The sequence below is a fragment of the Caulobacter sp. S45 genome (genome assembly GCF_903642205.1).
Lineage (GTDB): Bacteria > Pseudomonadota > Alphaproteobacteria > Caulobacterales > Caulobacteraceae > CAHJWH01.
Genome location: NZ_CAHJWH010000010.1, coordinates 1 through 26,048 on the forward strand (window position 1 = coordinate 1; position 26,048 = coordinate 26,048).

A 26,048-nucleotide genomic window follows, 5' to 3' on the forward strand; every position below is an offset into this window, starting at 1 on the left:
TGGCGGGCCGGCTGCTGCGCCGAGTGCGCGACTTCGCCGAGGCGGATGGGGTGGGCGCGATCGACCGCCGCGCCGCCACCAGCGCCCTGGCGCGTCTGGAGGTCGACGCGGCCGGTCTGGACGGACTGGACCGCCGCTATCTGCGCGCCCTGATCGAAACCTATGGCGGCGGGCCGGTGGGGGCGGAGACCCTGGCCGCGGCCCTGGCGGAGGCGCGGGACGCGGTCGAGGACGTGATCGAACCGTACCTGCTGCAGCAGGGCTATGTGCTGCGCACTCCACGGGGCCGTGTGGCTGGGGGCAAGGCCTACGAGCATCTGGGCCTGAAGCCTCCGCCCAGGCCCACGCAGGCCGGCCTGTTCGAGGATTGAGGAATGGCTTCAGACGACCTCCCCTCCGCAGGCGTCTTCAAAGGGTGCGAACACCGCCTGCCGGTACGGGTCTACTACGAGGACACCGACTTCACCGGTCTCGTCTACCATGCGAGCTACATCCGTTTCTTCGAGCGCGGTCGCTCGGACTTCCTGCGGTTGGCTGGGGCCGGCCACGTGGCTATGGCCGCCCTCGACACCGCGTTCGCGGTGGTCCGGCTGGAGGTCGATTTCCGCCGCGCGGCGGGGATCGACGACGCCCTGGTGGTGGCGACGCGCATCGCCTGGGCCCGCGGCCCTCGGCTTCGCTTCGCGCAGGAGATCGAGCGGAGCGGCGAGATGCTCTGCAGCGCGGGCGTGGAGGCAGCCTGCATCGACCCGGCGGGGCGGCCCCGGCGGCCGCCGCCCGAGCTTTCCCGGGCGCTCTCCCCCTATCTGCCAGGCCTATGAGGCCGTCAGAGGCAGGCGTAGGCAGCCTGGATCAGTTTCACCGCGCGCGGGTCGCCGATCAGCTCGGGCGACTGGCGGTTCATTACATAGGCGCCCGACAGACCGCACTCTGGGTCGGCGAAGGCGCAGCTGCCGCCCCAGCCGGAATGGCCGAAGCTCGAAACGCCGGGGCCATAGATCATGTTGGGGGGGTTGCGCATCAGCCCGGCCGCCCAGCTGATCTCGAACGGGAGGACGAGGTCCTGACCGAAGATGCGCTCGCGGGTGAGCGCCTCCACAGTCTGCGCCCTCAGCAGGCTGCGCCCGTCCAGCTCGCCGCCGCAGGCCAGGGCGTTCATGAGCCGCGCAAGGGCCAAGGCTGTGGCGTGACCGTTGGCGGAGGGGATTTCGGCGCGCCGCCAGGCCTCGGTTCCGCGCCCGCCGGGCGCCGCCCACTTCGTCAGGAAGGCGAGCTTCTTCACCTCCGTGATCTTGCCGAAGTCGGCGAAGCGGGTCGGGCGCTCCAGCTCGGCCACCCGGGGGACCTCCGCGTCGGGCAGCCCGATCCAGAGGTCCAGGCCAAAGGGCTCGGCGAGGTCTTCACGCAGCGCGCAGCCCATGGTCCGGCCGTCGACGCGGCGGAAGATTTCGCCGGCGATGAAGCCGTAGGTCATCGGGTGGTAGCCGCTGGCGGCGCCGGGCGGCCACAGGGGCGCCATGGCGGCGAGCCTGTCGACGATGGCGGTCCAGTCGAGCCACAGGCCGGGATCCATCGGTGCAGGCAGGCCGGCCAAGCCGTCCTGGTGCGACATGACCTGTGCGACGGTGATCGCGCCCTTGCCGGCCTGGGCGAATTCGGGCCAGACGCTGGCGACTGTCTGCTCGTAGGCGAGGCGGCCCTGGTCCACCAGCTGCGCGATCAGGATGGCGGCGATCGCCTTGGTGGTGGAGAAGACCGGCGTCAGGGTGTCCGCCCCGAAGGGCCTTGCCCGGGCCCGGTCGGCGAAACCGCCCCAGATGTCGAAGACCACCCGGCCCTGTTGCACCAGGGTGAACCGGGCCCCGAGGTCCGCGCCGTTCGAGAGGTTCGCCTGGAAGGCTTGGGCGACTGGGGCGAAGCGGTCCGGCAGGATCATGGCGAGCCTTGTAGCGGCCAGGAGCGGCGGGCGGAACCTGCCGCACAGCGGCTTGCGTTCGCCGCTCCGGCCTGCACAGTCGCGCCATGACCGCGATCCTCTATCCCGTCGCCGAGACCGCAGAGGCGGCCCTGCACGCGCCGAGGGGCTATGCGGAGCGCGAGCGGGAAGCGCAGAGCCTGGCCGCCGACACCGTAGTTTTCGTCAGCGAGGCGGTCGGCCCCGCCTTCCCGACCCGGGAGGCTGCGCTTTCCGCCTATGCTGGCCGGCTGGCGGGTGAGGGCGCGGACGGCCCTGCGGCGCCCGAGAGCCGATGGCGCCAGCTCGTCCCGGTATCGGCTCAAACCGAGAGCCGCCTTCCGGCGATGGTTCCAGCCCAGCCGAGCTACCGCGACGGGCGGCGTTGGCCGATCCCAGAAGAGGCCCCAGCGATTCTCTGGCGGCTGTCGGTCTCCTACTGGAAGATCGCAGGCGCCCAGTCAGCCCAGACGAGCGACCCTGCCCGCAAGGTGCGGCGCGGGGAGGCGGGCCGCGGCCTGTCCGGGCCGGCCCTGAACGCGCTGGCCCGTCAGCCCCTCCGGGCTGTGAGACTGCAGCAGCCGCTGGACATCGGGCTGTTCGAGGTGCGCCCGCCAGAGGCGCCCGACACGCTCATCCCGGACGAATAGCCGACGCCGCCAAGGCCATTACGAGCGTCGCCTCGGCGGACCGGCCGCCGGCCTCAGTCCTCCTCATCGGCTTCGGGCGCCACCAGCATCTTGTCGGTGAGGGGCGCGGCGTTGGTGCGCACCTGAGCCTCGATCCTGGCGGCGATGTCGGGGTTCTTCTTCAGGAACTCGCGCACGTTCTCGCGGCCCTGTCCCACGCGCTGGCTGTCGTAGGAGAACCAGGAGCCCGACTTCTCCACCACTCCGGCCTTGACGCCCAGATCGATGATCTCGCCGATCTTTGAGATGCCTTCGCCGTACATGATGTCGAACTCGACCTCTCGGAACGGGGGCGCAACCTTGTTCTTCACCACCTTGACCCGGACGTTGTTGCCGACCACCTCGTCGCGCAACTTGATCGAGCCGGTGCGGCGGATGTCCAGGCGGACGGAGGCGTAGAACTTCAAGGCGTTGCCGCCGGTGGTGGTCTCCGGATTGCCGTACATCACACCGATCTTCATGCGAATCTGGTTGATGAAGACGACCATGCACTTGGACTTGGAAATCGAGCCGGTGAGCTTTCTCAGCGCTTGGCTCATCAGCCGGGCCTGCAGGCCGGGCAGGCTGTCGCCCATCTCGCCTTCGATCTCGGCCTTGGGCGTGAGCGCGGCCACGGAGTCGACCACCACCACGTCCACAGCGCCCGAACGCACCAGGGTGTCGACGATCTCGAGCGCCTGCTCGCCGGTGTCGGGCTGGGACACCAGAAGGTCGTCCAGGTTCACGCCGAGCTTGGCCGCGTAGCCGGGATCGAGCGCATGTTCGGCGTCGACGAAGGCGGCGACGCCGCCGGTCTTCTGCGCCTCCGCCACCACGTGCAGGGCCAAGGTGGTCTTGCCAGAGCTTTCCGGCCCATAGATCTCGATCACCCGGCCGCGCGGCAGGCCGCCGACGCCCAGCGCGATGTCGAGGCCCAGCGAGCCGGTGGAGACCGTCTCGATGTCCAGCTTGGAGCCTTTCGACCCCAGCTTCATCACCGAGCCCTTGCCGAACGCCCGGTCGATCTGGGCAATCGCCGCGTCCAGCGCCCGCTGCTTGTCGCCGTCACCTTGTCCCACGAGCCGTAACACCGTCTGGTTCACTGTCGGCGTCCTTCTGCCACGATTCTCAAGCGCCGGAGGTGGCCGGTCGCACTTCAATGACAGATTGAGCGTACCTGATCCGTTCCAGAACACAAGGGGAACATGAGCAGCTTGTGCCGTGAACCGATCAGCCCACCGCCTTCAGCGGCTGGCGCGGAAGGGGAACGACGCAGCCGTCGGTCTGCATGCGCCACAGCCGAGCGAAGGCGCCGCCGCGCCGCTGCAGCTCGAAAGGCGCGCCATCCTCTACGACTTCGCCGTCTGACAGGACCAGGATGCGGTCCATGTCGGTCAGGGTCGACAGGCGGTGGGCGATGGCGAGGACCGTGCGGCCCTCCATCAGATCGCTCAGCGCCAGTTGAACCGCGGCCTCGGACTCGGCGTCCAGGGCCGAGGTGGCCTCGTCGAGGATCAGGATGGGCGCGTCCTTGAGGAAGGCGCGCGCGATACCGATGCGCTGGCGCTGGCCGCCCGAGAGCTTGGCGCCGCGCTCACCGACCACTGTGTCGTAGCCTTCGTGCAGGTCGGCGATGAAGTCGCAGTGGGCGGCCCGGGCGGCCGCGAACACCTCGGCATCGCTGGCCTCTGGACGGCCGAAGCGGATGTTCTCCATCACGCTGCGATGGAACAGGCTGACTTCCTGCGGCACCACGGCAATGCGTGCGCGCAGATCGTCCTGGGCGTAGTCCTGCACCGCCTGACCATCGACCAGCACCTGACCGCTGTTCACCTCATACAGGCGCTGGACCAGCTGGGTCAGGGTGGACTTGCCCGCGCCCGACGCGCCCACCAGGCCCACCCGCTGGCCCGGCGGTATATGCAGGTCCAGACTGTGCAGGATGGGTGTCTGCGGCCGGTAGCCGAAGCTAACCCTGTTCAGGGTGATTGCGCCTGTGCGCGGTGGACCGCGGCGGGGCTCGGCGGGGTCTCGCAGGGCGTGGGGCTGACCGATCAGGCGCAGGGTCTCACCGATGAAGCTGTACTGCTGGCCCATGTCGATCAGGCTCATGGCCAGATCGCGCGAGCCATGCAGAAGGCGGAAGGTGAGAGTGGAGACCAGCACCACGTCGCCAGGCGTGATCTTGCCGATGCGCCACAGATGGGCGGCCCAGACCAGGGTTGCGGCCGCCATGATCACCAGGGCCACATCGTTTGCGACCCGGATCTTCTCATTGTAGAGCCAGCTGCGGCCGTGGGCCTCGGCCTCCGCGGCGAAGGCGTCGGAAAGTCGCGCCCGTTCGCGATCGCGGGCGGAGAAGGTCTTCACCGCCAGCATGTTGTTGATCACGTCCATCAGTTCGCCGCCGACGTCGCTGGAGCGGCGGGCGTAGGCGCGATGGTGGCGGCGGCCGCGAAGTCCGAAGGCCACCAAGCCTGTGGTGGTGGCGGCCACAAAGCCGGCCAGCGCCGCGGTCATCCCGCCATCCAGCGTCGCAAACAGCAGAAGGGCGCCGAGGAAGCTGACGCAGGGAGGGGCGACGTCCCACACCATACGGGTCACGATCGCCCCGAAGGCGCCGGCGGTGGCCGTCACGCGATGGCCAAGTGCGCCGCCCATCTGATCCTGGAAGTAGCGCATGGAGTGGCCGGCCAAGTGGCGGAACAGATCGAGCCGAATGTTCACGCCTGCCGCGATGGTGGTCCGCGCACCCAGCCATCCGCTCATCCGCCACATGACGGCCTCCAAAGCGACGAGACAGGTGAAGACCGCGAGCGCCACCTGAACGGCCTGGGGGCGGCGGGCGCCGGTGGTCATGGCGTCGATCATCAGCTTCATGCCGTACTGCACGCCGACGGCGCAGGCAGACGCACCGAGCACCAGGGCCATCAGCGCCAGGAACTGAGTAGGGCGACTTCTGAGATAATGGCCGATGAAGGCGCCCGTACAGCCGAGCCATGGCGGCCGGGCGGACTCGCCAGCCGTGTCGACGCCCTGAACGCGCCGCACCACCTGAAGTCTGGGCAGGTCCGGCAAGGCGAGGGACAAGGCGCGGCTCCTACGTGGACGAACCCAGACATTAGACTAAGCAGGCGGCTTCCTTCTGGTTCCTCCCTTAAATCCTTTACAGAAGCCGGACCGACTTTCGCCGTGTTTGGTGACGGCGGCGGCGACGGGCCGGGCCGCCCTGATGCGGGCAGAGGCATGGTCGCGCGACCTCCGCGACCCCGTCAGCCCTTCGTTAGGCCCTTCTGCGGTACAGATGGGTTGCGCGTGGTCAGGATGTCATCGCATGAGCGCTCAAGGTTGTGCCGGTTGCCGCGGCGGAGAGGGGTTCGAGACGCCCTTCACCATGGCGTTTCAGCCGATCGTGGACATGCGCACACACTCGGTGTTCGCCTATGAGGCGCTGGTCCGCGGACCGCAGGGCCAGGGCGCCGCCAGCATTCTGGAGACGGTGAACACGACCAACCGCTACGCCTTCGACCAGGGCTGCCGGGTCAAGGCGATCGATCTCGCCTCCACCCTGGGTCTGGCGGACCAGGGTGCGCTGCTCTCCATCAACTTCCTGCCGAACGCGGTCTATGACCCTGCCGCCTGCATCCGGCTGACCCTGGCGACCGCGCGCCGCAACGGCTTTCCGCTGGACCGCCTCCTGTTCGAGTTCACCGAGAGCGAGCGGGTGGAGCATGATCACCTCGGCCGCATAATCGCGGCCTACCGCGCCCTGGGCTTCCGCACCGCCATCGACGACTTCGGAGCAGGCTATTCGGGTCTGACGCTCCTCGCCAAGTTCCAGCCGGACATCGTCAAGCTGGACATGGAGCTGGTCCGCGACATCGACACCGACCGCGTCAAGCGGCTGCTGGTGGGCGGCGTGGTGAGCGTCTGCCGCGAGATCGGTGTTGAGGTGCTTGCCGAGGGTATAGAAACGCTCGGCGAGCATCTGGCGCTGCTCGACCTCGGCATCTGGCTGCAGCAGGGATACCTGATGGCCAAACCCGGCTTCGAATGCCTTCCGCCGGTCGTGTGGCCGGCGTCGCCACCCGTCGCGGCTGCGGCCTGATCTCCTCGGCCGGGAGAGGGTCTAGACGGATAGCGTCTCCTGGAAGCGCACGGGCCGACCCCGGTGCGGCGCAACGACCTCGTCGTCGCGCATGACGATCTCGCCCCGCACGATCGTGGCCGTGGGCCAGCCGGTCACCTCCATCCCATCGAAGGGGGTCCAGCCGCAGCGGCTGGCCATATCGGTGTGGGACAGGGTGCGGCTCGCCCGCAGGTCCACCACCGTCAGGTCTGCGTCGTAGCCCACCGCCAACCGTCCTTTGCCCGCGATGCCGAACAGCCGCTGGGCGCCGGCGCTGGTCAGGTCCACCAGCCGCTCCAGGCTCAGCCGGCCGGCCGCCACGTGGGTCAGCATCACCGCCAGCATGGTCTGAACTCCCGGCATGCCGGAGGGCGAGGCGGGGTAGCACCGCGCCTTCTCCTCCAGCGTATGGGGAGCGTGGTCGGAGCCGAGCACGTCCACAACCCCTTGCGCGATCCCGCTCCACAGCCCCGCCTTGTGGCGCGCCTCGCGGATCGGCGGGTTCATCTGGGCTAGGCCCTTCAGTCGGATGTAGGCCTCCGGCCCTTCCAGCGTCAGGTGCTGGGGCGTGACCTCCACGCTGGCCACGTCCTTCTGGTCGGCCAGGAAGGCGATCTCCTCGGCGGTGGTGACGTGGAGCACGTGGATGCGCTTGCCGAGCTCGCGGGCCAGCCCGCAGAGCCTGCGGGTGGAGCGGATGGCGGACTCGGCGTCGCGCACCTCCGGATGGCTGGTCCAGTCACCCTCGCGCGCCAGCGAGCGGCGCTCCACCAAGCGGTACTCGTCCTCGGAATGGAAGGTTGCGCGACGGGTCACGTGCCGCAGCACCTCGGCGACTCCCGCGTCGTCGGCGACCAGCAGGGTGCCGGTCGAGGCGCCCATGAACACCTTGACCCCGCAGCAGCCGGGCAGTCGCTCCAGCTCGCCCAGGTCCGCCGCGTTCTCGTGGGTGCCCCCCACGTAGAAGGCGTGGTCGCAATGCATGCGCCCCTGCGCCCGGGCCAGCTTGTCCGCCATCGCTGCGGCGTCTGTGGTGGTAGGTTGGGTGTTCGGCATCTCGAAGGTGGCGGTCACCCCGCCCAGCACGGCCGCTCGGCTGCCGGTCTCCAAGTCCTCCTTCCACTCAAGGCCCGGCTCGCGGAAGTGCACCTGGGTGTCGATGACACCCGGCAGGACCGTCAGGCCCGTCGCGTCGAACACCTCCGCCGCGCTCGCCTGCGCCAGGTCGCCGATGCACGCGATCCGGCCCTCGCGCACGCCGATGTCGGCTGCGCCCCGGCCGGCATGGTTCACCACCTCGCCGCCCCGCACGATGAGGTCGTAGGTCTCAGCCATGATCGGGATATCCCAAAGGGGGCGTGGCGAGAGTGTCGTCAAGCGACGGTGGATCAGCCTCCGCAGCCGACGCCTCCGCTGTCTCTTCGAGCAGGCGGCGAGCGGCGGCGACCACCCATGGCGTGGGCAGGTCGAACATGTGGCAGACGACCTGGTTCAGTTGCGGGTCGATGGCCTTGAAGGTCTTGAAGTCGCGCGGACCCCGCAGCACCCGCGCGTTTGCCCCCCAAGGGGCGTACAGCCGCTCATCTGAGGGTCCGAACAGGCCAAGCGTCGGCGCCCCGGCGGCGGCGGCCAGGTGCATCAGTCCGGAATCGTTGCCGATGAACAGCCGGGCTCGCTTGAGCAGGCTATAGGCGGTGAGCAGGTCGATCCGGCCGACCGTGTCCACCAGGCGCGCCCGTGGAATCACCCGGCGCACCGCCTCTGCAGCGAAGCGGTCCGATGGTCCGCCCAGCAGCAGCAGGCGCCCGTAGGGCAGCGGCCCCTCCTTGGCCAACAGCTCGGCGGCCACCACGGCGAACCGCTCCGCAGGCCAGGTCTTGCCGGCCCAGTTCGCCGCCGGCGCGATGGCCAGGATAGGGCCGGAGCCGCCGGCCAGCAGGGCGTCCGCAGCGGCTTCGGTCTTGGAATTGGTGAAGAGGTAGGGCGCAGGCGCCTCGTCCTCCAGTTTCAGCACGCGAGCGGCCTCCATGACCTTGTGGACCGGCTCCAGGGCGGCGGCCGGCGGCCGGTAGGTTGCGCGGCGGCGTGCGTTCAGGAACCGGGTGATCGTGGAGCCGCGCATGTCCACCACCAGGCCCCAGCGGCGTCCGCGGACCTGGCGCCACAGCTTGAGCCAATGACCGGCGAGCCGGGCCTTCTCCAGGGCGATCACCTCGTCCAGGTTCGGCGTGTCGCGGAAAAGGGGAGCGGTCAGCGGGCTCGCCACGATGGTGAAGCGGGCGTGGGGCATCTCGTCCGCCAGGCGGCGGATCAGGCCCGAAGACAGCACTGCGTCGCCGACCCGGCTGGCGGTGATGAACAGGATGGGAAAACGGGGCGCCGCCATCGCGGCCGATGGTTACCCGGCTCGTGCGCCGGACGCCACCTCCGCGGCGCCGTCGCCTCGGCGTCAGCCCTGGCGGCGCCGCGGTGATGCGCCCAGATTGCAGTCATGGCGTCGCCCTTGTCCTCTCCCCGCTTTGCGACCCTGCCGGAGCGGGCGCTGATCCGGGTGTCGGGTGCGGAGTGGCGCGGGTTCCTTCAGGGGCTGATCACACAGGATGTGGAGACCCTGGAGGCGGGCGCCATGCGCTACGGCGCCTTGCTGACCCCCCAGGGCAGGCTGCTTTACGACCTCTTCGTCACTGCGGAAGACGGCGGGGCCCTGCTGGACGCCCCGGCGGCCGGGCGGGAGGGCCTGGCGGCCCGTTTGCGCATGTACCGCCTGCGCGCCAAGGTGGAGATCGAGCTGGTCGAGGGGGCGGTGGTCGTCCTGTTCGGCGGCTCAGTTGATCCCGGTCAGGGCTGGCGGGCGGACCCGAGGCTGGCGGCCCTGGGCTGGCGAGGCGTGGATCTGCCGGCTCCAGCCGGCTGCTTGGCGGCGTCGGTGCAGGACCACGACCTGCACCGGCTGGCCCTCGGCGTTGCCGATCTCACCCGCGACGCCCTGGCCGACCGCGTCTACGCGCTGGAGGCGAACTTCGACCTGCTGAACGCGGTGGACTTCAAGAAGGGGTGCTTCGTCGGCCAGGAGATCACCTCCCGCATGAAACGGCGCAGCGTGGTCAAGTCGCGCATGGTCCCTCTGCGATTCCAGGGTCCCGCGCCTTGCCCAGGCGCGGAAGTGCTGAACGGATCGCTTCGGGCCGGCGAGGTGTGGTCCGGCGCGGAGGGGATCGCCCTGGCGCTCCTCCGGCTGGACCGCGCGGTGGATGCCGAGCTGACCGTCGAGGGCCGACGGGTCAGGCTGGATGTCCCGCAGTGGCTGTCGGCTGCCGTGGCGGAGGCGATCTCGGCTCAGGACGTGAGGCCGTAGCCCTGACACGCCGCCCGCCGCAGCGAAGGCGGGCGGCGTCGAGGTCCGGTCGTGATCCGGCTCAGCTGTGGACGTTGGTGGGCAGCTGGCAGGCCACGCCGGCGGCCTTGGCCTGGCCGCAGGTCAGGATGTCGCGGACCTGGTCCGAGGGCGAAAACTCCATTACCCAGCCTGGCTTGCCGTCGACGCAGGACGTCTCGATGAAGGTATCGCCATGTGGGCTCTGGCCGATGTAGCGCGCGCCTGAGACCTTGCAGGTCCCCCGGTTCTTGGTCATCAGCGCCGCATTGTACTTCTCATAGACTGGTGCGGGTGAGGTGAGCGTGCAGGCGCCGCTGGGTCCGAACTCTCCGGCCTTCACGCAGTCGACGAACTGAGCCCGGCCGGTAGCCGCCTTCGGGAAAATGGCCACCGTGCCGTCAGGACGATTAGAGCAGGCCAGCTCCACGACCTCGCCGCCGCTGCTGTCCAGCCCGATCGACCGGTACTTGGCCACATCGCAGTTGAAGCCCGCCGCCTTGGCCCTCTGGCTGTAGCCGGCGCTCTCCTGCGCCATGACCTGGGTGCTGTCGCTGAGCGTGCAGCCGCCGAGGCCCTGGGCTTGGCCGCAGGTGATGACCTTGTCCAGCCCGCCCCCCTTTGTGGCGGCGATCACGAAGCCCGGCTGGGCGCCGCAGCCCACTTCGTAATAGGCGTCGCCCGAACGCGGATCGTTGCCGATGAAGCGGTCAGCCGAAATCTGGCAGGTCTTGCCGGCCTGGGTCACTAGGGTGTTCAGCACGGCGGTGGACTGAGTCTTGCTGGTCAGGGTGCAGGTGTTGGCGCTTCCTTCCGCCTGCAGGCAGGGAACGGCGACCACCGGATTGGTGGCTGGAGCCACCGGCGCCTGAAGCAGATATCCCGGACCTTCCTGGCAGGCCACTTCGTAGACGGTCGTGGTGGCGTTGGCGCCGAGATAGCGCGCGTTTGTGGGCGTGCAGGCCACCGCTGCGGAGGCGATGTAAGGCTTCAGCCCCTGCTTGGGATTGGCATTGGCGGGCAGGCGGCAGACCAGGCTCGGCTGCGACGCGGTGGCCAGGCAGTCATAGGCCTTGGTGGTTGCGGCGCCTTCCAGCAACACATAGCCCAGCCCCTGCTGACACGCGACTTCGTAGAGATCCGACTTGCCGCCCTTGCCGCTTGAGGCGCCCAGATAGTAGGCGTCCGACACCGTGCAGGCGATCCCGGCTTTCTGGATCGCGACCGGCGCGTCCTTCATGCCCTTGTCGCGCTGGTCCTTGGTTATCGGTTCCTTGTCGGCTGCATGGGCGGCCAACGGGGCCGCGCCCAGCGCCAAGGTCGCCAGCGCGAACAGCGCCGTCGCCAAACGTCTCATCCCGCCGTCTCCTCAGACTCTGGAGCGACATAAGCCTCCAGGCGCCGGGTCGGTCAAGACATCGGTGAGGCGTCCTGCCGCAGGGCCTCGGCCAATTCCGTCATCACCGGCTCCCAGCGATTGAAGCCCGGTGGGCTGAACACCCGCGCCTTCGGATACCAGGGATAGCGGTGGGTCCCCAGCATCGGCCAGCCCCCTGGCGGGCAGACGAACCAGCTCGAAGCGCCGCAGGCGGCGGCGAGGTTGATGGTGGCGTTGGCGGGGCCGACCACGAGGTCCAGGGCGCTGGCCAGGGCCGCCACCTCGTCCAGGTCCTCCTTGAGGTCCGGTCCGGGCGGCGTCCAGATGTCGATGCCCAGGACCTCGCGAGCATGCGCGATCTCTTCGGCGCAGTCGCCGTACTGCAGGTTGACGAAACGCACTCCCGGCGTAGCGAGCACCGGCGCCCAGGCGGCGAAAGGCGAGTAGAAACGAGACCGCTGGGAGCTGACCTTCAGGCTTTTCCAGAGCAGCCCGACCTTCATGCCGGCGCCGAGCTCGGCAAGCGCCTGGCGCCAATAGTCGACCTGGACAGGGTTGGCGTGCAGGTAGGCCGGCCGGTGCGGGAAGTCGTTCATCCCCCGGCGGAAGCGTTGCAGCAGCGAGGCCACCGGCGCCCAGAGGTCGAAGCTGCGGTCGCGGGCGAACGGCGCGGTCCGCACCGACTGGTGTTCGACCCGGTATGTGGCGTGAGCGCCCACCTCGGCCGTCGGGAAGCTGCGGCTGAACAGCGGGACCAGCCTGCGTTCCACCGCCAGGGTCAGCCTGCCCTCGGGCCCCAACGCCTTCAGCAGGTCCGGAATCAGGTTGGCGAACAGCACCTCGTCACCCAGCCCCTGCTCGCCGAACACCAGGAGGCTGGCCCCCTCCAGCGAGGCATCCGGCGTCCAGGTCGCGTCATCTACGGCGAAGTGGGTGACGTCGACGTGGCGGGGCTGCAGGCGGACCTGGTAGGCGTCCCAGCCTTCACCCAGACGACCGGACGCGACCAGCATGGTGGAGCGCGCGAAGTTCATCATCGCCCGCTCGCTTTCGCTCAGGGCGTCGCTTTGCAGCGCCGTCTCGCAGTCCTCCAGCGCTCCGGCCGGATCGCCCAGCGACAGGCGCACGTTGGCGCGGTTGTAGCGCGCCTTGGCGAAGCCGGGATCAAGCCGAAGGGCCTCGTCGAAGAAGATGACGGATTGGTCGGTCTCCCCCTGCTCGGCCACCGTGGCGCCTAGAGTGTTCCAGAGCAGGGCGCTCTCCGGCTTGGCCAGGATGGTGGGGCGGAGCACGTCCAGGGCATCGCCGTAACGGAGCTGGTCGCGGAGCGCGCAGGCCAGATTGTTCGGACCGTCCACCGCGTCGGGCCGCTCGGCCATGAAGTGTCGAAAGAGCTGCTCGGCGACGTCGAAGAGCCCCATCTGCATGGCCAGCCGGCCCAGGTCGTTGGCCAGGTCGGCGTCCTTAGGGTCCAGCTGCAGCGCTGCCTCGTAGGCGTTCAGCGCCCCGTTCAGGTCGCCCCCACGCTCGCGGCAAAGCGCGACCAGGCGCCAGGCCAGGCCGGAGTCGGGCGCCGCCTCCAGCACCTGGCTGGTGAGATGCAGCGCCTCTTCGATGTGGCCGGCGTTCAGCGCCTGGGTGGCGGCCGAGAGTAGCGGGAGGATCGCCTGAGCCTTGAGCTCGGCCAGCGCACGGGTGAGCTTCTCCAGCGGGTCGGCGCCGGCGGTCGCGTCGAGCGTGCGGGCCGGCAAGGGCCGGGCGTCCGAACCGGGTGAAGCTTGGGCGTGCGCCATGGAAGGCCTCCGGCGTGAGCTTTCGCCCGTTTGGCTTAACGGCCCGCTAACCGTGAATCTTTAGGCCGGCTTCAGCGCTGCAGGGCTAAGCGGTAGTCGCTCGCCCCGGACAGTGCGAGAGCGGTCGAACACCGCACAGGAGGCTCCACGTGCCCCTAAAATTGTCGCTGAAGCCCGGGGAGAAGTTCGTGCTGAACGGCGCGGTGGTCCAAAACGGGGACCGGCGCGGCGTGCTGGTGCTGCAGAACAAGTGCTCGGTCCTGCGCGAGAAGGACATCATGCAGGCGGAGGAGGCCAACTCTCCCGCTCGCCGGGTCTATTTCCCGGTGATGATGATGTATCTCGATGAGTCCGAGGCCGCCGCCCACTTTGGCGAGTTCTCCCAGCGCCTCAACGACTTCATGGGCGTGGTGCGTAACGCGGATGTCCTGGCCGAAGGCGTGAACGTCTCCAAGCATGTCTTGGGACGTAACTACTACAAGGCCCTGATGTGCTGCCGAAAGCTGATCGATTACGAGGACGAGAGACTAGGGCATGTCGCTTCAGGCCTACCAGCATGCGTCGCAACGGGCTGAAAACCCGCGCGAGACCGAATACCGGCTGTTCGCCGAGGTCACCCGCGCCCTCATGGAGGCCGCGCGCGCGGACCGCGGCGACCTGAAGGCCCGCGTGACCGCGCTCGACTGGAACCGGCGGCTGTGGGCGGCGCTGGCGGCCGACTGCGCCAGCCCGCACAACCGCCTGCCCGAGGGCACGCGGGCCAGCATCATCTCGCTGAGCCTGTTCGTGAGCCGCCAGACCAGCCAGACCATCCGGAACCAGGGCGACCTGGACCTGCTGATCGAGGTCAACCGCTCCATCATGCAGGGCCTGACACCGGGCGGCGCGCCCACGGCCCAGGCCGCCTGAGGTCCACGGAGAACCGCCGTTCTACAAAGGCGTTGAGGTCCGGGTGACGCCGCTCGGAGCCGCCAGACCACCTGATCAGGCGGCTTCCTAGACCCGCCGTTACTCTCATCGCCGCCAGCGCGTGCGCGGCATGGCCTTGCGGCCTTTTCCGTGAGCTCAGCATCGCTTTCCGGGAACTCCCGCGCTAGGGAGGCGACTGGCTCCTGCATCTACGTCTGGGGGTCGTTTTCGCCGCGACGCAAGAAGCGCTGCGCCTCGGGTGGAGAGCATGAAGAATACGCAAGCCCTGAGCCTGCACGTTCCCGAGCCGCAGACGCGTCCCGGCGACGAGCCGGACTTCACAAGGCTGCAGCTGCCAGCCGCAGGCAGTGTGGAGCGGCCGGACATCTCGACGCCGGCGCTGCAGATGCGCGAGCTGGCCTATGGCCTCATCCGGGTGCTGGAGGAGGAGGGCCGCGCCGTCGGCCCCTGGAACCCGCGGGTGGACCCAGAGACCCTGCGGCGGGGGCTCAAGGCCATGTTGCTCACCCGCGCCTTCGACGACCGCATGTACCGCGCCCAGCGCCAGGGCAAGACCAGCTTCTACATGAAGTGCACGGGCGAGGAGGCGGTGGCCTGCGCCCAGGCGCTGGTCCTGACCCAAGAGGACATGTGCTTCCCGACTTACCGTCAGCAGGGCCTGCTCATCACCCGCGGCTATCCGCTGGCGACGATGATGAACCAGATCTATTCTAACGCGTCCGATCCCATTAAAGGCCGCCAGCTGCCGGTGATGTACTCGTCGAAGGCGTTCGGCTTCTTCACCATCTCCGGCAACCTCGGGACCCAGTACCCCCAAGCCGTCGGCTGGGCCATGGCGTCCGCCTACAAGGGCGATGACAAAATAGCCGCCGCCTGGATCGGCGACGGCGCGACGGCGGAGGGCGACTTCCACTCCGCCCTGACCTTCGCCAGCGTCTACCGGGCGCCTGTGATCCTCAACATCGTCAACAACCAGTGGGCCATATCGAGCTATCACGGCATAGCCGGAGGCGATCAGACCACCTTCGCCGCTAGGGGGATCGGCTACGGGCTGCCGGCGCTGCGCGTCGACGGCAACGACTTCCTGGCGGTGTACGCGGCCACGGAATGGGCGGCGGAGCGCGCCCGCTCCAACCTGGGCGCCACGGTGCTGGAGCTCTATACCTACCGCGCCGCCCAGCACTCCACCTCCGACGATCCGGCCCGCTACCGGCCGGCGGAGGAGGCGGGCGGCTGGCCGTTGGGCGATCCTGTGCTGCGGCTGGCGGCTCACCTGATCGGACTCGGCGAGTGGTCGAACGAACAGCACAAGGCCTATGAGCAGGAGGCCGTCGAGCAGGTCCGCGCCGCCGGCAAGGAGGCTGAGGCCATCGGCACGCTCGGCCAGTCGCGCCCGGAGACGGCGACGATGTTCGAGGACGTCTACAAGGACATGGACTGGCGGCTGCTGCGCCAGAAGCGCGAAGCGGGATTCTGACCCACATGCCCGCGATGAACATGATCCAGGCGCTGAATTCCGCCTTGGACAACATGCTGGAGCGCGACCCGGACGTCCTGATCTTCGGCGAGGACGTGGGCTTCTTCGGGGGCGTGTTCCGCGTCACCGACGGGCTGCAGAAGAAGCACGGCCTGACCCGCTGCTTCGATGCGCCCATTGCTGAGGGCGGCATCGTCGGCGCGGCGATAGGCATGGGCGCCTATGGCCTGCGCCCCGTGGTGGAGATCCAGTTCGCCGACTACATCTACCCCGCCTACGACCAGCTGGTTAGCGAGGCGGCGCGGCTGCGCTATCGCTCGGCGGCCGACTTCACCGCGCCGATGACCATCCGCAGCCCTTATGGGGGTGGCATCTTCGGCGGCAACACGCACTCCCAGAGCGTGGAGGCCCTGTTTACTCACGTGGCGGGGCTGAAGACGGTGATACCGTCCAACCCCTACGACGCCAAGGGCCTGCTGATCGCCTCCATTGAGGATGACGACCCGGTGCTCTTCCTGGAGCCCAAGCGCATCTATAACGGCCCCTTCGACGGTCACCACGAGAGGCCGGTCTCGCCCTGGGCCGGCCACCCGGCGGCCGAAGTGCCTGCCGAGCACTACATCGTGCCGCTGGGCAAGGCGCACATCCTGCGGGAGGGCAAGGACCTCACCGTGCTCGCCTACGGCGTGATGGTGCACGTGGCGATGGCGGCGGCGCAGGACAGCGGGATCGACGCGGAGGTGATCGACCTGCGCACCTTGGTGCCCGTCGACATCGAAGCCATCGAGGCCTCGGTGAAGAAGACCGGCCGCTGCGTGATCGTGCACGAGGCCACCCGCACCTCGGGCTTCGGTGCGGAGCTGTCAGCGCTGGTGCAGGAGGCCTGCTTCTACCACCTGGAGGCGCCCATCGAGCGGGTGACCGGCTGGGACACCCCCTATCCCCACGCCTTCGAGTGGGACTATTTCCCGGGCCCCGAACGGGTGGCCAAGGCCATGCGCCGCGTGATGGAGGGCTGAGCCATGGGCCGCTTCACCTTCCGCCTGCCCGATGTCGGCGAGGGCACCGCCGAAGCCGAGATCGTGGCCTGGCATGTGGCCATCGGCGACACGGTGGAGGAGGACGCCCCACTGGTCGACGTGATGACCGACAAGGCGACGGTGGAGATCACCTCGCCCGTCTCCGGGAAGGTCGTCGTGCGCCGAGGCGAGCCCGGCGAGATGTTCGCTGTCGGCGGTCCGATCGTGGAGTTCGAGACGGACGGCGGGGCTGCGGCCGAGCCGGTCACGGCCGTCCCCAACCCCACCGGCCAGCGAAACACCGAAGCGCGCGAAGCGCCGCCCACGACGCCTAAGAGCGAGCGCACTTTCCCCTTGATGGGGGAAGCGTTGGGGATGGGGGTGGACGGCGGCGCCCCGTCCGAACCGGGCGCGAACGAGGCCGCCAGCCTTCGGGCGCCGCCGCCGTCCACCCTCACCCCTGCCCCTCCCCCGTCAAGGGGGAGGGGTTCTGACACGCCGGCCTTCTTCGAGAGCACGCCCGAGCGCCCTCTGACCTCGCCGGCGATCCGACGCCGCGCCCGGGAGGCGGAGGTCGATCTCGCCCAGGTGGAGGGCACCGGCCCCCACGGCCGAGTAACGCTTGAAGACTTCAACGCCCACCTTGCCCGACCGGCCAAGGCCGCCGCAGCGACGCCTGACGAGATCACCGAGGTCAAGGTCATCGGCCTTCGCCGCAAGATCGCGGAGAAGATGTCGGAGGCCAAGCGACGCATTCCCCACTTCGCCTACATGGAGGAGTGCGACGTCACCGAGCTGGAAGATCTGCGCGTTCACTTGAACGTAGCCAAACGCCCGGACCAGCCTAAGCTGACGTTCCTCCCCTTCATGGTCCGGGCGCTGGTCAAGGCGCTGCCGAGATACCCTCAGATCAACGCCCGCTATGACGACGAAGCCGGACTCGTGCGCCGCTACTCAGCCGTCCACCTCGGCATGGCCACCCAGACGCCGAACGGCCTGATCGTGCCAGTGATTCGAAACGCCGAGCGCCGTGATGTCTGGGCGCTAGCCACTGAGATCGGCCGCCTCGCCAAGGCCACGCGCGAAGGCAAGGCGACTTCAGCCGAACTCTCCGGCTCGACCATCACCCTGACCAGCCTCGGCCCGCTGGGCGGTCTGATGCACACCCCGGTGATCAACCATCCGGAAGTGGCTATCGTCGGTCCAAACAAGATCGTAGAGCGGCCGGTGGTGCGTAACGGCGAGATCGTGGCGCGAAAGATGATGAACGTCTCCTCGTCCTTCGACCACCGCGTGGTCGACGGCTGGGACGCCGCGGAGTTCATCCAGACGATCAAGGGCCTGTTGGAGCACCCTGCCACCCTGTTCCTGGACTAGCCGCTCCTCCGAGTGCCAAGGAACCGGTTTCAAGCGTTGCCGTTAGTCCCTTGAGGGACGTCGGCGTCTTTGTCGACGTAGGCGTGAGACAAGGGGCTGCCGATGCTTGGAACCATTCTGCTCATCATCCTGATCTTGGCCTTGTTGGGCGCCCTGCCCAGCATGTCTTGGAACTCGGGCCGTTCCTGGGGCTATGGTCCGAGCGGCGGCATCGGCCTGCTCGTCGTCGTCGTCATCGTGTTGCTGCTGCTGCACGTGATCTGACACGCGGAGCCTGGCGCCGCTATACAGCTCGGGCGAGGGCGCGTGCGTAGTCCTCTGGCGTGTTGAGGTTGGCGAAGGCGTCCGGATTTTCGAAAACGACTTCTTCAACCCCGACGCGTTCAAGCAGGGCGCGGATCGGCGGATGGTTTGAAGTTGTCTCGATCATTCCGAGCGCCGCGACCGGCCATAAGGCGCAAAGCGGCTGCACGGCTGTCGGCGTGCGCGCCACGGCGCCACAGCCGGCCCTGCCTTCGCAAAGCCTTTCGACCAGATTGCGGGGCAGGAACGGAGTGTCGCAGGGGCTGGTCACCAGCCATTTGAGACCTTGCAAGGCCGCCCACCGTAGCCCGACCTTGACCCCCGCCAATGGTCCATCCACGTCTCCAACATCATCCGGCAAGCAGGCGAGCCCGCTTTTCGCCGCGTAGGCGGCGGCGGCTGAGCCCCCTCTGGCACTGACCGCCAGCGGCGAGGCGCCACGAGCCAGTACCCTCTCCACGCGCGCGATGAGGGGCTCGCCCTCCAGTTCGGCGAGGGCCTTCTCCCGTCCGAAGCGGCTGGAACGGCCGCCCGCCAGGATCAGGCCGCCGATCACAGGACGATCCGGTCGGGGTGGGTGAAGACCTCGAATCCGTCCGAGCGGGCCACGGCGACGAGAGTCATGCCGGCGGCGTCCGCCGTCGCCATGGCCAGGGTGGTCGGCGCGGAGACCGCGATCAGCACGCCTGCGCCGATCATCGCCGCCTTCTGCACCATCTCCACGGACACGCGGCTGGTGAGCACCACCGCCCCTTCGTTTCCCTTCACACCGTTGCGGGCAAGGGCGCCGGCGAGTTTGTCCAGCGCATTGTGCCGGCCCACGTCTTCCCGTGTGGCGACCAAGTCCTGCCCGGGGGTCCAGAACGCGGCTGCGTGGACGCCGCGCGTGAGCTGGCCCAGCGACTGGGCCTTTCCCAGCGCCTCGACCGCACCGAGCACTTCCGGGGGGGCAAGCCGCAGCTGCGCGCAAACCTGCGGCGGCGTGCGGGAGGCCTCGGCCAAACTGTCGATGCCGCACAGGCCGCAGCCGGTCGGCCCGGCCAGACGGCGGCGCCGAGCCGCCAGCGCCTCACGCCGGCCGGGCTTCAGCCACACCCGCGCCTCGATCCCGCGATCGCCCTCCGCGATCTCGATGGAGGCGACCTCTTCGGCCGAGGCGATCACGCCCTCGGTCAGGCTGAGCCCCAAGGCGAAGTCCTCCAGGTCGGCCGGCGTCGCCATCATCACCGCATAGGTGGACGCGTCGTAAACGATGGCCACCGGCGTCTCCTCGGCCAAGACGCGGACCCCCAGATCGACGACGCCCTCGCGCCACCGCGTCCGCTCGCCACTTCGCCAGCCCTCCATCAGTTCAGCTCCTCGCAGCGATCACGCACATGTTCCACGTGCCGGGCCCCAGATCGCGCAAAACCATGCCTAAAGCGTCTGGATTTCCGCTTCCGCTGGAGGAAATTTCGCCTATCTGTCACCCGTTCCTGATCTGTATTTTCTCGTGCGCGAGGCCATCATGACCCATCGCATGTCGGAGTTTGTCACCATCGCGCCGTCCTCGCCCAACAAGCGGACGGTGATCGAGCGCGCCCACGACTTCGGGGAGATCTATGCCGGCTTCAACCCGGCCCAGAACGGCAATCAGGCCGCCCGCTGCTCCCAGTGCGGGGTGCCCTTCTGCCAGACCGGCTGCCCGCTGCACAACAACATCCCCGACTGGCTGCGCCTCGCCGCCGAGGGGCGGATGCAGGAGGCATGGGCTCTGTCGGAGGCCACCAGCGCGCTGCCGGAGGTCTGCGGCCGCATCTGCCCGCAGGACCGCCTCTGCGAAGGCGCCTGCGTGCTGGAGCAGTCCGGCTGGACCGGCGTCACCATCGGCGCAGTGGAGCGCTACATCAGCGACACCGCCTGGGCGCAGGGCTGGATCAAGCCGATCACGCCCGTGGACGAAAAGGCCCAGTCCGTAGGGATCATCGGCGCGGGACCGGCGGGGATCGCGGCCGCCGACTGGCTCCGTCGCCTGGGCTACCAGGTCACCATCTATGACCGCTACGATCGGCCGGGCGGGCTGCTCACCTACGGCATCCCCGGGTTCAAGCTGGAGAAGCCGGTGGTGATGCGGCGGACCCAGCGGCTGGCGGACAGCGGCGTGACCCTGATCCCCGATTTCGAGGTGGGCCGCGACGCCTCACTCGCGGAGCTGCGCGAGCGGCACGACGCGGTCTTCATCGGCACGGGCGTCTACAAGGCGCGCCGGCTGAGCGGGCCGGGCGTGGGGTCCGCCGCGGTGGTGCGCGCGCTCGACTACCTGATCGCCTCGAACCGACTGAACTTCGGCGACGACGTGCCCGCCTTCCAGAACGGCGAACTGAACGCCAAGGGCAAGGATGTGGTCGTCATCGGCGGCGGCGACACCACCATGGACTGCGTGCGCACCGCGGTTCGCCAGGGCGCGCGCTCGGTCACCTGCCTGTACCGTCGCGACCGCGCCAACATGCCGGGCTCCGCCCGCGAGGTGTCCAACGCCGAGGAGGAGGGCGTGCGCTTCGAGTGGCTCGCCGCCCCCAAGGCCATCCACGGCGACACGGCCGAGGTTGACCACGTGCGCGCCATCCGCATGCGCCTCAGCGCGCCGGACATGAGCGGCCGCCGCGGGGTGGAGGAGATCGCGGGCGCGGAGTTCGACGTGGCGGCCCAGCTGGTGATCGAGGCGCTGGGCTTCGACCCGGAGGACCTGCCCGCCCTGTTCGACGCGCCGGAGCTGCGGGTGAATCCAGGCGGCACGATCGCTGTGGACGAGGAGAAGCGGACCAGCCTGCCCGGCGTGTTCGCCGGTGGGGACATCGTGCGCGGCGCCTCGCTGGTGGTCTGGGCGGTGCGCGACGGCCAGGATGCGGCGCTGGCCGTGGACCAGTACCTGCGGGCGCAAGCTGGCCTGCACCCTCAGATTGAGGAAGTGGCGGCATGAGCGGACATCTTGAACCCTCCCCCTTGATGGGGGAGGGCAGGGTGCGGGTGGACGGCGGCGCCGCTGGAAGTTTTGCCGACGGAGCTCACCCCTCTCCCACTGACAGGGCGCCGCCGTCCCACCCCCATCCCCGATCTTTCCCCCATCCAGGGGGAGGGGAGATCGACGCCTATCTCTCCAACCGGGCGCGCTTGACGGCCGCTCACGCTTACGATCCCGCCTCGGAGCGCGACGCCTGCGGTACGGGCTTCGTCTGCGCCATAGACGGCAAGCCGCGGCGGGAGGTGGTGGAGCTGGCGATCGCCGCGCTGAAAGCGGTTTGGCACCGGGGTGCGGTGGACGCCGACGGCAAGACCGGTGACGGCGCGGGCGTCATGGTCAGCGTGCCCCAAGCCTTCTTCGCCGAGCAGGTCTCGCGCATCGGCCACAAGCTGCGCCCCGGCCCGATCGCGGTAGGAATGATCTTCCTGCCGAGGACCGATCTCGCCGCCCAGGAGCTGGCCCGCACCATCGTGGAAGCGGAGGTGCTGCGCTTCGGCTTCTACATCTATGGCTGGCGCCAGGCGCCCATCGACAGCTCGGTGCTGGGCGAACGCGCCGCCGCCGTGCGGCCCGAGATCGAGCAGATCATGCTCGCCGCGCCGCAGGACATGGACGGCGAGCAGCTGGAGCGGGCGCTCTACCTCTGCCGTCGCCGCATCGAGCAACGGGTGGAGCAGGTCCACCTGAACGGCTTCTACATCTGCTCGCTGTCGGCCAAGTCCCTGATCTACAAAGGCATGTTCCGCTGCGGCGACGTGGACGGCTTCTATCCGGACCTGTGCGATCCGCGCTTTGAAGCGGCGGTGGCCATCTTCCACGCCCGCTACTCAACCAACACCTTTCCTGAATGGCGGCTGGCCCAGCCCTTCCGCATGCTCGCCCACAACGGCGAGATCAACACCGTGCGCGGCAACATCAACTGGATGAAGAGCCACGAGATCCGCATGGCGGCGGATGCCTTTGGCGAGCACGGCGACATCGTCAAGCCCGTGGTGCGCCCGGGCGGCTCCGACTCCGCCGCCCTCGACAACGTGTTCGAGATGCTGGTCCGCGCGGGCCGGCCGGCGCCGATGGTCAAGGCGTTGCTGATGCCCGAGGCCTGGTCCAACGAGGACGGCAGGATGGCGCCGGAGCACCGCGCCCTCTACGCCTACTGCAACGCGGTGATGGAGCCCTGGGACGGTCCCGCCGCCATTTGCGCCACCGACGGCCGCTGGGTGCTGGCGGGCAAGGACCGCAACGGCCTGCGTCCGTTGCGCCTCACCGAGACGGTGGACGGCCTGCTGATCGCGGGTTCGGAGGCCGGTATGACGGGGATCAGCGACGACCGGGTGCTTCGGCGGCTGCATGTCTCGCCAGGCTGCATGGTGGCCGTCGACCTGCAGGCGGGGCGGCTCTATCCGGAGCGCGAGATCGTGGACGAGCTCGCCGCCGCCCATCCGTATACCCGCTGGCTGGAGAACATGGTGGAGCTGGAGCCGCTCGTCGGCCCTGGCCCCGAGCCTCGCCGCTTCGAAGGCGAGGCCCTGGCGCGACGCCAGGCCGCCGCCGGCATGACCTCCGAACAGATCGAGATGATCGTCGATCCGATGGCGCTCGACGGCAAGGAGGCCATCGGCTCCATGGGCGACGACAGCCCGCTGGCGGTGGTGTCGTCCCGCCTCCGGCCCCTGTCGGACTATTTCCGCCAGAACTTCGCCCAGGTGACCAACCCGCCCATAGACCCGCTGCGTGAGGGCGGGACGATGAGCCTGAAGACCCGCTTCAAGAACCTCGGCAACATTCTGGCCCAGGACGAGGGCCAGACTGAGGTCTTCGTGCTCGACAGCCCGGTGCTGACCACGGGCATGTACGAGCGCATGCTGACCCATTTCGGCGAGAGCAGGGTCGTGGTGATCGACTGCACCATGCCCGTGCCAGCGCCGGAGGCGCGCCGGGGCGACGCACTGCGCGCCGCGCTGGACCGCATCCGCAACGAGGCCGTGCAGGCCAGCCGCAACGGCGCCGCCCAGATCGTGCTGACCGACGAGGCGGGCGACGCCACGCGCGTGCCCCTGCCCATGATCCTGGCCACGGGCGGCGTGCACGCGCGGCTGGTGGACGAGGGCCTGAGATCCTACGCCTCCATCATCGTGCGCTCCGCAGGCGTGGTGGACAGCCACCAGTTCGCGGTGATGGTTGGCGTGGGCGCGACGGCGGTGAACCCCTACCTGGCACAGGAGTCGATCCAGGACCGGCTGGAGCGGGGGCTCTACAGGGGCATGACGCTCCGGGATGCGGTCCTGAACTACAAGCATGCGCTGGAAGCCGGCCTTCTCAAGATCCTGGCCAAGAAGGGCATCTCGATCATCTCGTCCTATCGCGGCGGTTATGAATTCGAGGCGGTCGGACTTTCGCGTGCGCTGGTGGCGGAGTTCTTCCCGGGCATGACGTCGCGCATCTCCGGCATGGGGCTGGCGGGGCTTGAGGCGCGCATGCTGGAGGAGCGCGACGTGGCCTGGACGCCCGCCAGCGCAGTGATACCTCTCGGTGGCTTCTACAAGGTGCGCTCGTCGGGCGAGAACCATGCCTATGAGGCGGCGCTGATCCACAAGCTCCAGCACGCTTGCAACACCGGCGACTACAAGTCCTACCTGGCCTATTCGAAGATGACCCGCGAGGGGAGGCCGGTGTCGCTGCGCGACCTGCTGGCCTGGCGCTCGGACCGCATGCCCAAGCCCATCGAGGCCGTGGAGAGCGTCAACGGCTTGCGCAAGCGCTTCCTGACGCCGGGCATGTCGCTGGGCGCCCTGTCGCCCGAGGCGCACGAGACGCTGAACATCGCCATGAACCGGATCGGCGCCCGATCCGTATCCGGCGAGGGCGGCGAGGATCCTGAGCGCTATCGTCCTCGCCCGAACGGCGACAACGCCAACTCTGCGGTGAAGCAGATCGCCTCGGGCCGCTTCGGCGTCACCGCCGAGTACCTGAACCAATGCCGCGAGATCGAGATCAAGGTGGCCCAGGGCGCCAAGCCTGGCGAGGGCGGCCAGCTGCCGGGCTTCAAGGTCACCGAATTTATCGCGCGGATGCGCCATTCCACGCCGGGCGTGAGCCTGATCTCGCCCCCACCCCATCACGACATCTACTCGATCGAGGACCTGTCGCAGCTCATCTACGACCTGAAACAGATCAATCCCGACGCCAAGGTGACGGTGAAGCTGGTCTCCATGTCCGGCATCGGGGCGGTTGCGGCCGGCGTCGCCAAGGCGAAGGCCGACACCATCCTGGTCTCCGGCAATGTCGGCGGCACCGGCGCCTCTCCCCAGTCGTCCATCAAGCAGGCCGGCTGCCCCTGGGAAATAGGGCTCGCCGAGGCGCACCAGGTCCTGACCCTCAACGGACTGCGCCATCGCGTTCGTCTGCGTACGGACGGCTTGATCCGAACCGGGCGCGACGTGGTGATCGCGGCCATGCTGGGGGCGGAGGAGTTCGGCATCGGCACGGCCTCCCTGATCGCGGTCGGCTGCCTGATGGTGCGACAGTGCCACTCCAACACCTGCCCGGTCGGCGTCTGCACCCAGGACCAGAAGCTGCGGGACAAGTTCACGGGCACGCCCGAGAAGGTGATCGCCCTCTTCACCCACATCGCCCAGGAGGTGCGCGAGATCATCGCCTCGCTGGGCTTTACCCACCTGGATCAGATCATCGGCCGGACCGACCTCCTGACCCAGGTCAGCCGCGGCGGCATGCACCTGGACGACCTGGACCTGAACCCCCTGCTGGTGCGGGTGGAAGGCGCGCCGCTCCAGCCCTACACGGTCGACGTGCGCCAGCCACTTTCGGAAGACACCCTGGACACCCAGATCCTGGAAGACGCCGCGCCTCTGCTGGAGCGGGGCGAGAAGATGGCGCTGAGCTACTCGGTGGCCAACACCATGCGCACCATCGGGGCGCGCACCTCCTCGGCCATCGTGCGCAATTTCGGCGAGGGGCTTCGCCCCGACCACCTGCGGCTGGAGCTGAAGGGCGCGGCGGGCCAGAGCCTGGGCGCCTTTGCGGTCAAGGGCCTGCGCATCGACCTGGTGGGCGAGGCCAACGACTATGTCGGCAAGGGGCTGTCTGGAGCGACCATCACAGTGCGGCCGCCGCGGTTCGGCCCTGTCGGCCAGTTCGACTCCCTGGTCGGCAACACCTGCCTCTACGGCGCCACCGCAGGACGGCTGTTCGTCGCCGGCGGAGCGGGGGAGAGGTTCGCCGTGCGCAATTCAGGCGCCGATGCGGTGGTGGAAGGCTGCGGCGCCCACGGCTGCGAGTACATGACCGGCGGCCTGGTCGCGGTGCTCGGACGCACGGGCGCGAACTTCGGAGCCGGCATGACGGGAGGCGAGGGGTTCGTCTACGACGAAGACGGCCTGTTCACCCTGCGCGTCAATGCGGACAACGTGGTCACCGGCGAGGTGGAGCCCCAGGATGAAGCGGCCCTGAAGGCCCTGATCGAGGCCCACATGGCGGCGACCGGCTCTCCGCGCGCCCAGATGATCCTGGAGACCTGGTCGACGTCGCGGGCGCGCATCGTGCGGGTGACGCCCCGGGACATGCTGGTCCACCGGCAGGCGCGGTTGAAGATCGGGGCGTGAGCCGCGGCGGACGAGCTGGAGCAAGGC

The 26,048-nt window shown here is 68.9% G+C and carries 22 protein-coding genes; 13 read left to right on the plus strand and 9 right to left on the minus strand.

Annotated elements, in window-relative coordinates; genetic code table 11:
• Window positions 1-371: Holliday junction DNA helicase RuvB C-terminal domain-containing protein (locus HUV06_RS02195; protein WP_305793629.1), on the plus strand; the 371-nt coding region annotated here is incomplete at its 5' end.
• Between the two features lie 3 nt (window positions 372-374).
• Window positions 375-821, plus strand: a complete 447-nt coding sequence (locus HUV06_RS02200) for a YbgC/FadM family acyl-CoA thioesterase (protein WP_305793630.1) — start codon at window positions 375-377, stop codon at window positions 819-821.
• A gap of 5 nt (window positions 822-826) precedes the next feature.
• On the opposite strand, the gene HUV06_RS02205 is transcribed toward HUV06_RS02200, so the two are convergent.
• The gene (locus HUV06_RS02205) at window positions 827-1,936 is read right to left on the minus strand and encodes a serine hydrolase domain-containing protein (RefSeq protein ID WP_174299636.1); all 1,110 of its coding nucleotides are present in this window, start codon (window positions 1,934-1,936) and stop codon (window positions 827-829) included.
• An 86-nt stretch (window positions 1,937-2,022) separates the two neighbouring features.
• Between HUV06_RS02205 and HUV06_RS02210 the strand changes: the two genes are divergently transcribed.
• Window positions 2,023-2,604, plus strand: coding sequence for a hypothetical protein (locus tag HUV06_RS02210; RefSeq protein WP_174299637.1), 582 nt, complete (start codon window positions 2,023-2,025; stop codon window positions 2,602-2,604).
• Window positions 2,605-2,657: 53 nt separating this feature from the next.
• Here HUV06_RS02210 and recA read toward each other — a convergent pair whose 3' ends face one another.
• Entirely contained in the window at window positions 2,658-3,725 is a 1,068-nt protein-coding gene (gene recA / locus HUV06_RS02215; RefSeq protein WP_174299638.1) for a recombinase RecA, read from the minus strand.
• Between the two features lie 127 nt (window positions 3,726-3,852).
• Window positions 3,853-5,712 carry an ABC transporter ATP-binding protein gene (locus HUV06_RS02220; RefSeq protein WP_217433594.1) on the minus strand — a complete coding sequence of 620 codons (1,860 nt, stop codon included), beginning with the start codon at window positions 5,710-5,712 and terminating at the stop codon, window positions 3,853-3,855.
• A 244-nt stretch (window positions 5,713-5,956) separates the two neighbouring features.
• Here HUV06_RS02220 and HUV06_RS02225 point away from each other — a divergent pair, with 244 nt between their 5' ends.
• Window positions 5,957-6,730, plus strand: a complete 774-nt coding sequence (locus HUV06_RS02225; protein WP_174299639.1) for an EAL domain-containing protein — start codon at window positions 5,957-5,959, stop codon at window positions 6,728-6,730.
• 21 nt (window positions 6,731-6,751) lie between these two features.
• Here the strand turns inward: HUV06_RS02225 and HUV06_RS02230 are convergent, their stop codons facing one another.
• Complete coding sequence (locus HUV06_RS02230) at window positions 6,752-8,086, minus strand: dihydroorotase (RefSeq protein ID WP_174299640.1); 1,335 nt, start codon at window positions 8,084-8,086, stop codon at window positions 6,752-6,754.
• A complete protein-coding gene (locus tag HUV06_RS02235) occupies window positions 8,079-9,137 on the minus strand; it encodes a glycosyltransferase family 9 protein (RefSeq protein WP_174299641.1) in 1,059 nt (352 codons plus the stop codon). The genes HUV06_RS02230 and HUV06_RS02235 overlap by 8 nt, the downstream gene beginning before the upstream one ends.
• Window positions 9,138-9,242: 105 nt before the next feature.
• Here HUV06_RS02235 and HUV06_RS02240 point away from each other — a divergent pair, with 105 nt between their 5' ends.
• A complete protein-coding gene (locus tag HUV06_RS02240) occupies window positions 9,243-10,106 on the plus strand; it encodes a folate-binding protein YgfZ (RefSeq protein ID WP_174299642.1) in 864 nt (287 codons plus the stop codon).
• A gap of 61 nt (window positions 10,107-10,167) precedes the next feature.
• Here the strand turns inward: HUV06_RS02240 and HUV06_RS02245 are convergent, their stop codons facing one another.
• Window positions 10,168-11,481: a hypothetical protein gene (locus HUV06_RS02245; protein ID WP_174299643.1), complete on the minus strand. Its 1,314-nt coding sequence runs from the start codon at window positions 11,479-11,481 to the stop codon at window positions 10,168-10,170.
• A 53-nt stretch (window positions 11,482-11,534) separates the two neighbouring features.
• Window positions 11,535-13,295: a tetratricopeptide repeat protein gene (locus tag HUV06_RS02250; protein ID WP_174299644.1), complete on the minus strand. Its 1,761-nt coding sequence runs from the start codon at window positions 13,293-13,295 to the stop codon at window positions 11,535-11,537.
• A gap of 149 nt (window positions 13,296-13,444) precedes the next feature.
• Between HUV06_RS02250 and flbT the strand changes: the two genes are divergently transcribed.
• From flbT to HUV06_RS02280, 6 genes are all read left to right on the plus strand, one after another.
• Window positions 13,445-13,870: a flagellar biosynthesis repressor FlbT gene (gene flbT / locus HUV06_RS02255; RefSeq protein WP_174299645.1), complete on the plus strand. Its 426-nt coding sequence runs from the start codon at window positions 13,445-13,447 to the stop codon at window positions 13,868-13,870.
• Window positions 13,830-14,204 carry a flagellar biosynthesis regulator FlaF gene (gene flaF / locus HUV06_RS02260; protein ID WP_174299646.1) on the plus strand — a complete coding sequence of 125 codons (375 nt, stop codon included), beginning with the start codon at window positions 13,830-13,832 and terminating at the stop codon, window positions 14,202-14,204. The genes flbT and flaF overlap by 41 nt, the downstream gene beginning before the upstream one ends.
• A gap of 268 nt (window positions 14,205-14,472) precedes the next feature.
• Window positions 14,473-15,702, plus strand: coding sequence for a thiamine pyrophosphate-dependent enzyme (locus HUV06_RS02265; protein WP_174299647.1), 1,230 nt, complete (start codon window positions 14,473-14,475; stop codon window positions 15,700-15,702).
• A 5-nt stretch (window positions 15,703-15,707) separates the two neighbouring features.
• Window positions 15,708-16,721 (plus strand): alpha-ketoacid dehydrogenase subunit beta, encoded by a 1,014-nt coding sequence (locus HUV06_RS02270; protein WP_174299648.1) that lies wholly within the window; start codon window positions 15,708-15,710, stop codon window positions 16,719-16,721.
• A gap of 3 nt (window positions 16,722-16,724) precedes the next feature.
• Window positions 16,725-18,098, plus strand: coding sequence for a dihydrolipoamide acetyltransferase family protein (locus HUV06_RS02275; RefSeq protein ID WP_174299649.1), 1,374 nt, complete (start codon window positions 16,725-16,727; stop codon window positions 18,096-18,098).
• Between the two features lie 102 nt (window positions 18,099-18,200).
• Window positions 18,201-18,362, plus strand: coding sequence for a DUF3309 family protein (locus tag HUV06_RS02280; protein ID WP_174299650.1), 162 nt, complete (start codon window positions 18,201-18,203; stop codon window positions 18,360-18,362).
• A 19-nt stretch (window positions 18,363-18,381) separates the two neighbouring features.
• Here the strand turns inward: HUV06_RS02280 and HUV06_RS02285 are convergent, their stop codons facing one another.
• Window positions 18,382-18,957 (minus strand): molybdenum cofactor guanylyltransferase, encoded by a 576-nt coding sequence (locus HUV06_RS02285; protein WP_174299651.1) that lies wholly within the window; start codon window positions 18,955-18,957, stop codon window positions 18,382-18,384.
• Entirely contained in the window at window positions 18,954-19,748 is a 795-nt protein-coding gene (fdhD, locus tag HUV06_RS02290; protein WP_174299652.1) for a formate dehydrogenase accessory sulfurtransferase FdhD, read from the minus strand. Before fdhD ends, HUV06_RS02285 begins: the two co-directional genes overlap by 4 nt.
• A gap of 160 nt (window positions 19,749-19,908) precedes the next feature.
• Here fdhD and HUV06_RS02295 point away from each other — a divergent pair, with 160 nt between their 5' ends.
• Window positions 19,909-21,360, plus strand: coding sequence for an NAD(P)-dependent oxidoreductase (locus HUV06_RS02295; protein ID WP_174299653.1), 1,452 nt, complete (start codon window positions 19,909-19,911; stop codon window positions 21,358-21,360).
• A complete protein-coding gene (gene gltB, locus HUV06_RS02300; protein ID WP_254600836.1) occupies window positions 21,357-26,021 on the plus strand; it encodes a glutamate synthase large subunit in 4,665 nt (1,554 codons plus the stop codon). Before HUV06_RS02295 ends, gltB begins: the two co-directional genes overlap by 4 nt.
• Window positions 26,022-26,048: the final 27 nt, after the last annotated feature.

Excerpts from the sequence above, each read along its gene's own strand:
- HUV06_RS02200 (WP_305793630.1), top strand. The coding sequence starts at position 375 with ATGGCTTCAGACGACCTCCCCTCCGCAGGCGTCTTCAAAGGGTGCGAA.
- HUV06_RS02205 (WP_174299636.1), bottom strand. The coding sequence starts at position 1,936 with ATGATCCTGCCGGACCGCTTCGCCCCAGTCGCCCAAGCCTTCCAGGCG.
- HUV06_RS02210 (WP_174299637.1), top strand. The coding sequence starts at position 2,023 with ATGACCGCGATCCTCTATCCCGTCGCCGAGACCGCAGAGGCGGCCCTG.
- HUV06_RS02225 (WP_174299639.1), top strand. The coding sequence starts at position 5,957 with ATGAGCGCTCAAGGTTGTGCCGGTTGCCGCGGCGGAGAGGGGTTCGAG.
- HUV06_RS02230 (WP_174299640.1), bottom strand. The coding sequence starts at position 8,086 with ATGGCTGAGACCTACGACCTCATCGTGCGGGGCGGCGAGGTGGTGAAC.
- HUV06_RS02235 (WP_174299641.1), bottom strand. The coding sequence starts at position 9,137 with ATGGCGGCGCCCCGTTTTCCCATCCTGTTCATCACCGCCAGCCGGGTC.
- HUV06_RS02240 (WP_174299642.1), top strand. The coding sequence starts at position 9,243 with ATGGCGTCGCCCTTGTCCTCTCCCCGCTTTGCGACCCTGCCGGAGCGG.
- HUV06_RS02245 (WP_174299643.1), bottom strand. The coding sequence starts at position 11,481 with ATGAGACGTTTGGCGACGGCGCTGTTCGCGCTGGCGACCTTGGCGCTG.
- HUV06_RS02250 (WP_174299644.1), bottom strand. The coding sequence starts at position 13,295 with ATGGCGCACGCCCAAGCTTCACCCGGTTCGGACGCCCGGCCCTTGCCG.
- flaF (WP_174299646.1), top strand. The coding sequence starts at position 13,830 with ATGTCGCTTCAGGCCTACCAGCATGCGTCGCAACGGGCTGAAAACCCG.
- HUV06_RS02265 (WP_174299647.1), top strand. The coding sequence starts at position 14,473 with ATGAAGAATACGCAAGCCCTGAGCCTGCACGTTCCCGAGCCGCAGACG.
- HUV06_RS02270 (WP_174299648.1), top strand. The coding sequence starts at position 15,708 with ATGCCCGCGATGAACATGATCCAGGCGCTGAATTCCGCCTTGGACAAC.
- HUV06_RS02275 (WP_174299649.1), top strand. The coding sequence starts at position 16,725 with ATGGGCCGCTTCACCTTCCGCCTGCCCGATGTCGGCGAGGGCACCGCC.
- HUV06_RS02280 (WP_174299650.1), top strand. The coding sequence starts at position 18,201 with ATGCTTGGAACCATTCTGCTCATCATCCTGATCTTGGCCTTGTTGGGC.
- fdhD (WP_174299652.1), bottom strand. The coding sequence starts at position 19,748 with ATGGAGGGCTGGCGAAGTGGCGAGCGGACGCGGTGGCGCGAGGGCGTC.
- HUV06_RS02295 (WP_174299653.1), top strand. The coding sequence starts at position 19,909 with ATGACCCATCGCATGTCGGAGTTTGTCACCATCGCGCCGTCCTCGCCC.
- gltB (WP_254600836.1), top strand. The coding sequence starts at position 21,357 with ATGAGCGGACATCTTGAACCCTCCCCCTTGATGGGGGAGGGCAGGGTG.